The following is a 12,026-nucleotide window of genomic DNA, read 5'->3' on the forward strand; positions in this document are numbered from 1 at the left end:
CCGGATGTCCGATTCACGTGGGGAGCCGCACGGCGTGCCACGGCGAACCCGTCGCCGCGGAACGGACCGAATGTCACATGGCTTCGATCGAATCGAACCCATGTGACATTCGGTCCGTGGGCCGGGCGAACGATGTCGGAAACGTCCAATACTGCGGGTGGTGACGACCCGAGACTGGTCGCATGACGCATTCCGTGAAACCGATTCCCACCGGCTACACCGCCCTCACCCCGTTCCTCGTCGTGGACGGTGCGGCCCGCGCCGTCGAGTTCTACCGCACCGTGTTCGGTGCCGAGGTCGTCGATCGCACCGACGGGCCCGACGGCACGATCGCGCACGCCGAACTGGACTTCGGCAGCGGCCGGCTCCAGCTGAGCGACCCCGCGCCGGCCATGGGCCTGCGCGCCCCGGACGGGACGAACGTCGTCGACCACTCCTACGTGCTGTACTGCACCGACGTCGACACGACGTTCACCCGCGCCGTCGAGCAAGGGGCGCAGGTCTTCGAGGAACCGTCGACATTCGTCACCGGCGACCGGTTCGGGACGATCCTCGACCCGTTCGGGCACCGGTGGGCGATCATGACGCGGGTCGAGGACGTCGCGCCCGAGGAGGCACGACGTCGCATCGACGAATGGCTCACGAGCCGGTCGTCCTGAGCAACCGGCACCCTGAAACGCCGAATGTCACATCGGATCGATCCAAGCGATCCGATGTGACATTCGGTCGAGTATTCGGTCGGTCAGGCGTCAGCCGAGGCGCTGCTTCAGGGCCTCGAACTCGTCACGGATGCCGGAGGGCACCTTCTCACCGAGGAATTCGAAGTACTCCTCGATCAGGGGCAGCTCTTCCTTCCACTCCGCCACGTCGACCTTCAGGGCCTCGTCGACGTCGTCGCGGTCGACGTCGAGGCCCTCGAGATCGAGGTCCGCCGCCGACGGCACGAAGCCGATCGGCGTGGACTGGGCGCCGGCCCGGTGCTCGATGCGGTCGACGATCCACTTGAGCACACGGGAGTTCTCCCCGAAGCCCGGCCACAGGAAACGGCCGTCGTCACCGCGACGGAACCAGTTCACGTAGAAGATCTTCGGCAGCTTGTCCGAGTCGGCGGACTTGCCGATGTTGATCCAGTGGTTCAGGTAGTCGCCGGCGTTGTAGCCGATGAACGGCAGCATCGCCATGGGGTCACGACGGACGGTGCCGACCTTGCCCTCCGCGGCGGCGGTCTGCTCGGACGACAGCGTCGCACCGAGGAAGGTGCCGTGCTGCCAGTCGAGGGACTCGCTCACCAGCGGCACGGTCGTCTTGCGGCGACCGCCGAACAGGATCGCGGAGATCGGCACGCCCTGCGGATCGTCCCACTCGGGGGCGAGGATCGGGCACTGCGACATCGGGGTGCAGTACCGCGAGTTCGGGTGCGCGGCCGGGGTGCCGGACTCGGGCGTCCAGTCGTTGCCCTTCCAGTCCGTGAGGTGCTGCGGATCGCCCTCGAGCCCCTCCCACCACACGTCGCCGTCGTCGGTCAGCGCGACGTTGGTGTACAGCGTGTTGCCGGCCTCCATCGTCTTCATGGCGTTGGGGTTGGAGCCGTGGTTGGTGCCGGGCGCGACGCCGAAGAAGCCGTACTCCGGGTTGACCGCGTACAGCCGGCCGTCCTCACCGAAGCGCATCCAGGCGATGTCGTCGCCGAGGGTCTCGGCGCGCCAGCCCGGGATGGTCGGCTGGATCATCGCGAGGTTGGTCTTGCCGCAGGCGCTGGGGAACGCGGCCGCGATGTAGTAGGCCTTGTCCTCCGGCGAGATCAGCTTGAGGATCAGCATGTGCTCGGCGAGCCAGCCCTCGTCGTGCGCCATGGCCGACGCGATCCGCAGCGAGTAGCACTTCTTGCCGAGGAGGGCGTTGCCGCCGTAGCCGGAGCCGTAGCTCCAGATCTCGCGGTCCTCCGGGAAGTGGGTGATGTACTTGGTGTCGTTGCACGGCCACGGCACGTCCTTCTGGCCGGGCTCGAGCGGCGCACCCACGGAGTGCAGGGCCTTGACGAACGGCTTGTCGGTGCCCAGCTTCTCCAGAGCCGCGGCACCCATGCGGGTCATGATCCGCATGGAGACGACGACGTACTCCGAGTCGGTGATCTCGACGCCGAGCTTCGGGTCGTCCGCGCCGAGCGGGCCCATGCAGAACGGCACCACATACAGGGTGCGTCCGCGCATGCTGCCGCGGTACAGCTCGGTCATGGTGGCCCGCATCTCGGCCGGATCCATCCAGTTGTTGGTCGGTCCGGCATCGACCTCGTTGCGCGAGCAGATGAAGGTGCGCGACTCGACGCGCGCGACGTCCGACGGGTCGGAGTTACCCAGGAAGGAATTGGGCTTCTTCTCGTCGTTGAGGCGGGTGAAGGTCCCCGCCTCGACCAGCTGGGTGGTCAGCCGGTCCCATTCCTCGTCGGACCCGTCGGCCCAGACGACCCGGTCCGGCTGAGTGAGTTCGGCGACCTCCTGGACCCATGCGAGCAGCTCGGCATGCTGGGTCGGGGGTGTGCCGTCGGTGCCGTTCAGACCGGGAATGGTCACTGAGGTCATCAAACTCTCCTGGGGTGCGCCGGAACCGGATCCCTCCCCCGACCTGCGACGAACCGTCCCAGGGACCAGCGGCGGACCCGGACTCCCCCTCTCGGCAGGGGTACCACCCGCTTCCTCCGTGGCCGAACGGACGAGGCGGGCGCCGGATGTCCTATTCATAGAGGTTAACGCCGGACTTCGGGGTGATGGCAATCGGGGCCGGTCGGAAATGTCACAGAAACGATTCAGAGGGGCGACAGCGTACCCGCATCACACCCTCCCGGCACAGGCGATTTGCCTCACTTTCCCCCGTCCAGGTGACCTTCGTCAATCCGGGTCCAGGACTCTGCCCCGTCGACGTCGCGCCGGAACTGCCACACGCCGAACCGTCCGTCGTCGCCGAGTTCGGTGACCCGGTCGAACCAGCCGTCGGCGTCGGTGTCCGAGGCGACGACGAGAGCCTCCGCGGTGGTGAACGTGACGGTCTCGGGCAACCCGTCGCCGTCGACGTCCACGGCCGGGGGCAGCGCACCCGGACCGGCCGGGTCGAGCAGCGCCGGGGCCAGTCCCGGGACGAACGCCGGACGTCCCGGGGCGGGTGGGTCGGGTTCCCCGTCGTCGATACCGATCGAACCGTCCACCATCGTGCGCTCCTCACTCCCGCGTCACACCGTCGGACGCCGTCATCGCGTTGGACGCGCCCGCCCGGCCTCCGGTTCCCGCCCGGGCGAGTACCGCGAGATCGCGCTCGCAGGCCACCAGCTTCCCGGCCCGGTCCTCGGCGCGACGTCGCAGTTCGTCGTCGACGGCGGCGATGCGCTCCCGGGCGGCGGCGATCCGGGCGGCGCGCCCGGCGGCGACGGCGGCCCCGAGCCGCGCCTCGGCGTCGACGATCCGCTCGAGCGCGACTGCCTCGAGCTCGGCCCGCACGTCGACGAGTTCCTCGAGCGCCCACCGGCGCATCCGGTCCCGTTCGGCGAGCCGGCGCCGGATCCGCACCAGCCACCACGCCGCCGCCGCGCCGAGCAGCAGGCTCAGCGGTACCGTCGCCAGCTCGAGCCCGGGCACCAGGGACAGCGGGGACACCGCGACCCGCCCCAGCCCGGCCGCCGCCGAAGCACCGATCACCACGGTGAGGCGGTCCTCCACGGAACGTCGCGGGGACGGCGGCGCGAGACGCGGGGGCGCCACCGGCGGTCCGTCCGGTCGCTGTTCGGCCGGACCGATGCGGGCCAGCCGCGCGGTGACGACCGCATCCACCCGGACGTACAGGTCGCGCACCGCGTCGCCGAGCAGGTCCGGCACGCGCGCCGGGTCCACCGACTCGAGGGCGTCGCGGACCTCGGCGGACGCCGCCCGGACGGCCGCCGAGACGGCCTGTGCGGTGTCGAGACGGGCCCGTTGCAGCTCGGCGCGGAGACCGCCGTCGTCGGCGGGAGTGGACGCGCGCAGGCTCCACCGCGCCCGTTCGGCGCGCAGCGCCGCGGTGTCGTCGCCGGCGCGCAACTCGGCGGCCGCGCGGGCCACGAGGTGGCGGGTCTCGGCGACGACGGCGGTGCGCAGGGCCCGGTCCGTGTGCGGGCCCGCGACGAGCGCCGCTGTCAGGGCCTCGTGCAGGTCCACGATCCCGGATTCGAGCCGCAGCACCGCGCCCGCGTCGCCGCCGACGACGCGGGCGCGGGCGGCGAGCGACGTCCCGACGGGCAGCAGGGTCACCGGACCGAGCCAGGGCGCGTGCCGCTGCAGCAGCGCGACGTCCCGTTCGTGCACCTCCCGCCAGTCCGGGTGTGCGTCGATGCCGGTGAGGGCGCACACCACGCGGCCGGCGCCCCGTCCGGCGGACTCGAGGACGGCGAGTTCGGTCCGGCCGAGGTAGGCCGAGGCCTCGAACACCGTCAGCACGACGGTCGCGCGGCCGTCACGGACGTACTCCGGGGCCGCGTCGAGCGCGGAGAGTTCGTCGACGAGCGCTGCGCAAACGCAGCCGTCCACCCCGGCGACCCGGACCCGCGGCGGGCCCGACGGTGCGTGCAGCCGCGTCCATCCGTCCGGGTTCCAGCGGCGCACGACGTCGCCGACGTCGGCCGGGCTCATCACGCCGTCCCGAGGAGATCGTCGAGGGCGGCCTCGATGACGTCGCGGGCCCGCGGGCCGGCCGCGATGCCGGCCAGGTCGCGGGCGAGCGCGGCGGCCCGGCGGCGGCGCGCGGATCCGAGCCGGTCGGCCACCGCCGCCGGCGCCGACCCGGGCGCGAGGACCGGCCGTCGCACCTGCGCGGCGGCACGGGCGAACGCGGCGTCGGCGTCGTCGAGTCCCTCGGTCCGATCGAGCACGACGACGAGGCGCTCGTCGCGGCCCGGGACCGGTGCCGCCGGATCCGCGGAGCGGGCGAGGGCCGCCAGATCGGCGGGGTGTGCCCGCGCGGCGAGGACGAGGAGGACGACGTCCGCGTCGAGGACCGGTTCGGGCCGGTCCGGCGAGTCGAGTTCCGCGGCTTCGACGTGCGCGGCTTCGACGTGCGCGGCTTCGACGTGCGCGGCTTCGACGTGCGCGACCGTCGCGACCGCCGACTCGACGGCGGTGCGGAGGGTGGGACGGACCGCACCGCCGCGGCCGGCGATCTGCACCCGCAGCGGGGCGTCGTGCCGCTCGAGGGCGCACTGGGCCTGTCGGCCGGCTCCGGCGTCGAACCGGCCGATGTCCTCGACGATCTGCCGCCACCGAGCGTGCGCGGCCCCCGCATCCCCCACCATGACCACCCCCGTGTGTCGCCGCCGATTCTGGCAGAGGGGGCCGCCGACGGCAGCGGCCCGGGGCGGGGCACCCCGAGAAAACCCGGGGCACCCCGAGAAATCCCGGGGCACCCTGAGAAAACACTGTGGTCACATCAGTCCCTCCTGCCACACACTCCGTCGATACGCGACAATGGTCGGGTGAACGACGCCGATCTGGACACGACCGAGACGCTGGAGCAGGGCCCGACCCGAGGAAACCGTCTGTACCCGCGGGTGACGAGTTTCCGCTCGCGGCGGGGTGCGCTGACGCTTCCGCAACAGGAGTCGTGGGACCGCTGCTGGCCCGAGCTGGGCCGCGACGTCGGCGACGACCGGCTCGACGTCGACGCCTGGTTCGGCCGTTCGGCTCCGGTCGTGCTGGAGATCGGCTCCGGCACCGGCACCGCCGCGGTGACGATGGCCCGCGCCGAACCGCACGTGAACCTCATCGCCGTCGAGGTCTACAAGCCCGGGATCGCGCAGACCCTGCAGCAGATCGAGCGCACCTACGACACCGACACGCCGATCCGGAACCTGCGGATCCTGCGCGGCGACGCCGTCGAGGTGCTCGAGCACATGGTGGCGCCCGAGTCGCTGACCGGAGTGCGGGTGTTCTTCCCCGACCCGTGGCCCAAGGCCCGCCACCACAAGCGCCGGCTCCTGCAGCCGCCGACGTTCGCCCTGATCGCGAGCCGGCTGCAGCCGGGTGGCGTGCTGCACGTGGCGACCGACCACGCCGAGTACGCCGAAGCCATCGCCGAGGCGGGCAACGCCGAGCCGTTGCTGACGAGCCTCGACTGGGACTCCCCCATCAGCCACGAACGCCCCGTCACGAAGTTCGAGGACAAGGCGCAGCGGGTGGGCAGCAGCATCACGGAGCTCGTGTGGGGGAAGATCAGGGCATGAGCGTCCACGAAGAACTGTCCGACGTGTCCGCGGCTCCCACGGCGGACGGCACCGAGCGGCGCGAGCGGGTGCTGCTCGTGTGGGACGCCCCGAACCTGGACATGGGTCTCGGTGCCATTCTGGGTGGCCGGCCCACCGCCGCGTACCGGCCGCGGTTCGACGCGCTCGGACGGTGGCTGCTCAGCCGCACGGCCGAACTCTCCCGCACCACGACGGCCACCCTCGAACCCGAGGCGACGGTGTTCACGAACATCGCGCCGGGCAGCGCCGACGTGGTGCGCCCGTGGGTCGAGGCGTTGCGCAACGTGGGTTTCGCGGTGTTCGCCAAGCCGAAGATCGACGAGGACAGCGACGTAGACTCCGACATGTTGCGGCACATCGCGCTGCGACGCAGTGAGGGTCTGGCGGGGGTGATGGTCGCCTCCGCCGACGGACAGGCGTTCCGGGAACCGCTCGAGGAGATCGCCGCCACCGGCGTGGCGGTGCAGGTCCTCGGTTTCCGCGAGCACGCCAGCTGGGCGGTCACGTCCGAGGTGCTCGACTTCCTCGATCTCGAGGACATCCCGGGGGTGTTCCGCGAGCCGCTGCCACGCGTGAGCCTGGACTCGCTGCCCGACGAGGGCGCCTGGTTGCAGCCGTTCCGACCGCTGTCCGCCCTGCTCGTGGGCCGCAAGAGCGTGGCCGAATAGGAGAGTTTCGTGTTCGACCGCTGGGGAGAGCTCGTCCACCGCGCGCGCTTCACCGTCATCGCGGTGATGGTCGCCGGTCTGCTCGGGCTCGCCGGGTACGGCGCGGGCCTGAGCGATCATCTCAGCCAGAGCGGCTGGGACGATCCCGGCTCGGAGTCCGTCGCCGCGGCGAAGCTGGCCGACGGAACCTTCGGCCGGGACACGAACGGCGACGTCCTCGCGTTGTACACGGCGCCGGAGGGCCGGACGGTCGACGATCCGGAGTTCGCGGCGAAGGTCAAGGACAGCCTGAACTCGCTGGTCGAGGACCACTCCGAGCAGATCCTGAAGATCAACGGCGCGTACTGGCCGACCAACGGGGCGCCCGCGGTGCCCGCCCTCGCGGACGAGTCCCGGCAGCACGCGGTGGCGTCGATCGCCATCGCCGGTGACAACGACACCGAGCTGACCAACAACTTCCGCGACGTGAAGGACGAGTTCCTCATCGACGGGGTCGACGTGCAGCTCGCCGGCCTGCAACCGATCTCCGGCGCCCTCAACGACACGATGGCGCAGGACATCAAGCGCATGGAACTGCTCGCCATTCCGGCGGTCGGCATCCTGCTGTTCTTCGTCTTCGGCGGCGTGATCGCGGCCGCGATGCCGCTGATCACCGGCGGACTGACGGTCGTCGCCGCCAACGGCATCGTGCGGCTCATCACGAACTTCACCGAGGTGAACTCGTTCGTCGCCCCGGTGGTGTCCCTGATCGGCCTGGGTCTGGCGATCGACTACGGCCTGTTCATGGTGTCCCGGTTCCGGGAGGAACTCGCCGAGGGTTACGCCACGCCCGCCGCGATCCGGCGCACGGTGATGACGGCGGGACGCACCGTGGTGTTCTCCGCCACGATGGTCGTCACCAGCCTCGGCGGCCTGCTGCTGTTCCCGCAGGGATTCCTCAAGTCCGTCGCCTACGGCGCGATCGCGACGGTGTCCCTCGCGGCGATCACCTCGATCACACTGCTGCCCGCCATGCTGGCCATCCTCGGCAGGAACATCGACAAGTGGGGCTGGTCCCGGTTCGGGCAGATCCAGTCCAACGAACAGATCGAGAACAGCATCTGGGGACGCATCACCCGCTGGGTGATGCGCAACCCGCTCAAGGTCACGATTCCCACCGTGATCGGCCTGCTGCTGCTCATCGTGCCGCTGACCGGCATCAAGTTCGGCGGCATCAACGAGACCTACCTGCCGCCCGACCATCCGACACGGCTCGCCCAGGAGCAGTTCGACGACCTGTTCCCCGGCCAGCGCGCCGAGCCGGTACGCATCGTCGTCCGCGGGGCCGAGGGGGGCGACCTCAACCAGATCATCCAGACGGCCAGCTCGGCCCCCGGCCTGGTGGAGAAGTTCACCATCGAGGGCCCCGCCCGGGACGGCGTCCGCGTCGTCAAGGCCGGCCTCGAGGACCGCAACAACTCCGCGGAGACCATCGACTACCTGCATGCGGCGCAGTGGCCCGACGGCGTGGAGGTACTCGTCGGCGGGACACCGGCGATCGAGCAGGATTCGATCGCCGCCCTGATGAACACACTGCCGCTGATGGTGACGGTGGTCGTGGTGCTCACGACCCTGCTGATGTTCCTGGCCTTCGGGTCGCTGGTGCTGCCGATCAAGGCGGCGCTGATGAGCGCCCTGGGCCTGGGCTCGACCCTGGGCATCCTCACGTGGATCTTCATCGACGGCCACGGGGCCGGCCCACTGAACTTCACCCCCGGCCCCATCATGTCGCCGGTGCTCGTGCTCATCATCGCGATCATCTACGGCCTGTCCACCGACTACGAGGTGTTCCTGCTCTCCCGCATGGTCGAAGCCCGCTCGCAGGGGGCGAGCACCACCGAGTCCATCCGGATCGGCACGGCCCACACCGGCCGCATCATCACGGCCGCAGCGCTGATCCTGATCGTCGTGACCGGTGCCTTCGGCTTCTCCGAACTGGTGATGATGAAGTACATCGCCTACGGCATGATCGCGGCCCTGATCATCGACGCCACCGTCATCCGCATGCTGCTCGTTCCGGCGACGATGAAACTGCTCGGCGACGACTGCTGGTGGGCGCCGGCGTGGATGAAACGCATCCAGGCCAAGATCGGGCTCGCCGAACCGATCCTCGACAACGAGCTCATGCCGCAGGACGTGCCGGAGCTGATCACCGTCGGCATGTTCGGCCCGGCCACCGTCGCAGCCACCGGATCGCATCGACTGCCGACCGTCGCCGGCGTCGCCCTGGACGATCCGATGACGCAGCCGCTGCCGAAGATCGCCGCACCCCGCTCGGCCGCCGAACAGCGACGCGTGCGCGACCTCCAGCCGCCCGTCCGCCGGTCGGCGCCGCCGCGCCCCTCACGCCCGGTGGAGCCCCCGGCACGGGCACCGGAGGATCGGGACCGGCCGCCCCGCCGCCCGACCGGTGCCGCCCCGGCCTCGCCGCCGGCACGGCCGCAGCAACCGGCGGCCCAGAATCCGTCGGGCCGGATCCCGGCACCGACGCCACCCCGGCCGGCTCCCGCCCAGGACAGTCCCCGTCCGCCCGCCCAGGACAGTCCCCGTCCGCCCGCCCAGGACAGTCCCCGTCCGCCGGCACCCGAACCGCGGCCACCGCGCGCCGAGCCGACGCAGGCGCCGCAACCGCTGCCGCAACGTCCCCTGCCCCAGCGGCCCCGCCCGCAGCAGGCCCCGGATCCGCAGGCGCCGTCCCCGGCCCCGAGCGGCGAGCCGGGCGGCGTTTCCCCCGCGGGGCGGCCCGCCACGCCCCCGTTGCCCCGTCGGCAACGCGGCGACGTGCCACCCCCGGTGACGCAGACCTACGTGCGTCCACAACCGCCGCAACCGCGCTCTTCCGGCGCACCCGTCCGGGACCCGCAGGCGATCGAGAACTGGCTCTCACAGCTGCGCCGGGCGAATCCGCGGACGGCGGATCAGCCGGTCACCGGCGATCGGACGCAGACGACACCGCCGGCGGAGACCGGCGCCCCCACCGACGACGCCCCGGCCCAGCGGGCGCAGGCCGACGAGCAGAACGCGCAGGGCGGCCGGCACGGCGGAGCCGAGAACAGCCAGTCGATCAGCGTGAGCGAACTGATCGCGCGGCAGCGCCGCGACTGACCCGCCGCGACTGACCCGCCGCGACTGACCCGCCGCGACTGACCCGCACGGATCAGTCCTCGTCGTGCCCCGACTCCGACGAGCCGGCTTCCCGGCCGGCGAACGCCTTGGCGTAGCGGGTGCCGACCGCGAGCAGTAGCAGGCCCACGACGATGAAGGCGACGACCCGCCACACCCCTTCGAGGGCGGCGAGGTCGAAGAGGAAGAGCTTGGCGAGGGCGGCACCGGTCAGCGACAGCCCGGCGGCCAGCGCGGCATGCGCATACTCGGTGCGGGCGAGACCGAACGCCAGCATCGCGGTCGCCGCGATCATCCAGCAGATGGTCGCGGCGGCGTGCCCGGCGACGAACCCCGCATCCGCGCCGCCCAGGAGGACGCCGGCCGTGACGAGGGCGGTGGTCACCGCGTACAGCACCACGAGCGCCGCGCCGCTCCACACCCAGGGCACGCCCCGGTCCCGGACGAGATGCAGTCGTGTCGCCGTCCACGCGAACAGCAGCGTGACCGCGGCGAGCAGGACCGCCGTGACCAGCGTGGTCACGTCGAGGCGGTCCACCGCCTGCATCCGGTCGGTGAGATTGTCGATTTCGGCCCCGTCGTAGAACATCGCGCCGCCGAGCACCCAGAAGCCGAGGCCGGCGACGAACAGCAGACGCGAGCGCATCGATGCGGCCGCGCCTGCATAACCGGCGGCGACGGCGAGCAGGACGGTGGCGGCCGCGTCGGGGCTCGCACCGGTGAGGCATGCGTGCAGCAGCGCGAACGCCGCCACCGCGGCGGACGCCACCCGAAGCGGGCGCGACCGGGGGCCGGCGAGCGCGAACAGCGCGAGGTACCCGGCGGCGGCCGTGGCTTCGAGTGCGACGGCGGGCCACCGGTCCAGCCTTGTTCCGACCGTGAGCAGCGGCAGTGCCGCGATCGCCAGGCACACCGCGGCGACGACGTCGCCCGGGTCCCGGCGCAGCAGCAGCACCGCGGTGCCGGCGACGAAGACGGCCACCGCCACCGGGAATCCGACCAGCCAGGCCTGCTCGCCGCGGTCGGCTAATTCGCCCCCGCCGATCGTCGCCTGCAGGACCGCGACGATCGGCACGACCCGCGCGAGATGCAGCAGCGCCCAGTTGCGCTGCCACTGGGCCGGGAAGCTCGCGACGAGCAACACCAGCAGGAAGCCGAGCAGCGGCAGCGGGTCGCCCTCCGACAGGACCGGGGCGAGCAGTGCGGCACCGAGCACGAGCAGCACGGCCAGGATCCGGTCCGACCAGCGCACCGCGAGCGCGACGCCCGCGCCGGCGACGACGAGCGCGGCGGCCAGACCGACGACCGCCGGCACCCACCGGTAGTACGCGGTCGCGGCGAAGACCACCAGGTAGCCGCCCGCGAAACCGGTCGCGGCCAGGGCGGCCCCGCCGACGCGTCCGCCCTCGCGGCGGTGCACCCGGATCCCGGCAGCCACGAGCGCGGCCGACAGCACCGCACCGGAGACGACGCGGGGCACGGGACCGAAGATCCCGGCCTGTGCGGCGAGCACGAGCAGCATCACGACGCCGATGAGGGTGACCGCCACCCCGGCGACGGCGAGCAGGCGGCTGATCACGCCGTCGCGCTGCCACCACGGTTCCCGCGCCGGTGCCGACGGTTTCGGTGGGGCCACCGGCGGGACCGGCCGTCGGGGTGGCGGCGGGGTCCGCGTCATGGACGGCGCCGGCGGCGGGGCCGGCACCGGGCTCGGGGTCGGGGCCGGTACGGGCGCCGGTACGACAGCGAGGCGGTCGAGCTGGGCCCGTAGGTGTGCGACGTGCGCGCCGACGGCGTGCAGGTGCTGTTCGAGCGCGTAGCACTCGCCGGACAGCTGGGCGACGAGCCGCGGATCGAGACCGGGCGGAGTCGGCGTACTCATGCCTACATGGTCCGCGGCCCGGCGTCCGTGGGCATGAGTATCACTACCGCACATG

9 protein-coding genes are annotated in these 12,026 nt (G+C 71.9%); 4 read left to right on the top strand and 5 right to left on the bottom strand.

Features of this window, described 5'->3' with window-relative positions; all coding sequences use genetic code 11:
• Window positions 1-182: 182 nt before the first annotated feature.
• Window positions 183-659, top strand: coding sequence for a VOC family protein (locus tag ACWPQI_RS21090; RefSeq protein ID WP_064066765.1), 477 nt, complete (start codon window positions 183-185; stop codon window positions 657-659).
• A gap of 90 nt (window positions 660-749) precedes the next feature.
• On the opposite strand, the gene ACWPQI_RS21095 is transcribed toward ACWPQI_RS21090, so the two are convergent.
• From ACWPQI_RS21095 to ACWPQI_RS21110, 4 genes are all read right to left on the bottom strand, one after another.
• Window positions 750-2,579, bottom strand: coding sequence for a phosphoenolpyruvate carboxykinase (GTP) (locus ACWPQI_RS21095; RefSeq protein WP_010593535.1), 1,830 nt, complete (start codon window positions 2,577-2,579; stop codon window positions 750-752).
• 278 nt (window positions 2,580-2,857) lie between these two features.
• Window positions 2,858-3,202 (bottom strand): DUF6802 family protein, encoded by a 345-nt coding sequence (locus ACWPQI_RS21100; protein WP_010593536.1) that lies wholly within the window; start codon window positions 3,200-3,202, stop codon window positions 2,858-2,860.
• Between the two features lie 10 nt (window positions 3,203-3,212).
• Window positions 3,213-4,652 carry a hypothetical protein gene (locus ACWPQI_RS21105; protein WP_010593537.1) on the bottom strand — a complete coding sequence of 480 codons (1,440 nt, stop codon included), beginning with the start codon at window positions 4,650-4,652 and terminating at the stop codon, window positions 3,213-3,215.
• Window positions 4,652-5,311 carry a hypothetical protein gene (locus tag ACWPQI_RS21110; RefSeq protein WP_082170390.1) on the bottom strand — a complete coding sequence of 220 codons (660 nt, stop codon included), beginning with the start codon at window positions 5,309-5,311 and terminating at the stop codon, window positions 4,652-4,654. The genes ACWPQI_RS21105 and ACWPQI_RS21110 overlap by 1 nt, the downstream gene beginning before the upstream one ends.
• 144 nt (window positions 5,312-5,455) lie before the next feature.
• Between ACWPQI_RS21110 and trmB the strand changes: the two genes are divergently transcribed.
• The 3 genes from trmB to ACWPQI_RS21125 are packed head-to-tail and all read left to right on the top strand — an operon-like array spanning window position 5,456 to window position 10,071.
• A complete protein-coding gene (gene trmB / locus ACWPQI_RS21115; RefSeq protein ID WP_172603663.1) occupies window positions 5,456-6,238 on the top strand; it encodes a tRNA (guanosine(46)-N7)-methyltransferase TrmB in 783 nt (260 codons plus the stop codon).
• A complete protein-coding gene (locus ACWPQI_RS21120; RefSeq protein WP_010593540.1) occupies window positions 6,235-6,927 on the top strand; it encodes an NYN domain-containing protein in 693 nt (230 codons plus the stop codon). The genes trmB and ACWPQI_RS21120 overlap by 4 nt, the downstream gene beginning before the upstream one ends.
• 9 nt (window positions 6,928-6,936) lie before the next feature.
• On the top strand, window positions 6,937-10,071 hold the full coding sequence (locus ACWPQI_RS21125; RefSeq protein WP_237211332.1) for an MMPL family transporter: 3,135 nt from the start codon (window positions 6,937-6,939) through the stop codon (window positions 10,069-10,071).
• Window positions 10,072-10,123: 52 nt separating this feature from the next.
• On the opposite strand, the gene ACWPQI_RS21130 is transcribed toward ACWPQI_RS21125, so the two are convergent.
• Window positions 10,124-11,971, bottom strand: coding sequence for a DUF2339 domain-containing protein (locus ACWPQI_RS21130; RefSeq protein WP_048773134.1), 1,848 nt, complete (start codon window positions 11,969-11,971; stop codon window positions 10,124-10,126).
• Window positions 11,972-12,026 lie beyond the last annotated feature (55 nt).

The organism is Rhodococcus sp. LMD (assembly GCF_056108245.1).

What these genes read in the sequence shown, in the direction of transcription:
- ACWPQI_RS21095 (WP_010593535.1), bottom strand. Translation starts at nt 2,579, where the DNA reads ATGACCTCAGTGACCATTCCCGGTCTGAACGGCACCGACGGCACACCC.
- ACWPQI_RS21100 (WP_010593536.1), bottom strand. Translation starts at nt 3,202, where the DNA reads ATGGTGGACGGTTCGATCGGTATCGACGACGGGGAACCCGACCCACCC.
- ACWPQI_RS21120 (WP_010593540.1), top strand. Translation starts at nt 6,235, where the DNA reads ATGAGCGTCCACGAAGAACTGTCCGACGTGTCCGCGGCTCCCACGGCG.
- ACWPQI_RS21090 (WP_064066765.1), top strand. Translation starts at nt 183, where the DNA reads ATGACGCATTCCGTGAAACCGATTCCCACCGGCTACACCGCCCTCACC.
- ACWPQI_RS21110 (WP_082170390.1), bottom strand. Translation starts at nt 5,311, where the DNA reads ATGGTGGGGGATGCGGGGGCCGCGCACGCTCGGTGGCGGCAGATCGTC.
- ACWPQI_RS21105 (WP_010593537.1), bottom strand. Translation starts at nt 4,652, where the DNA reads ATGAGCCCGGCCGACGTCGGCGACGTCGTGCGCCGCTGGAACCCGGAC.
- ACWPQI_RS21130 (WP_048773134.1), bottom strand. Translation starts at nt 11,971, where the DNA reads ATGAGTACGCCGACTCCGCCCGGTCTCGATCCGCGGCTCGTCGCCCAG.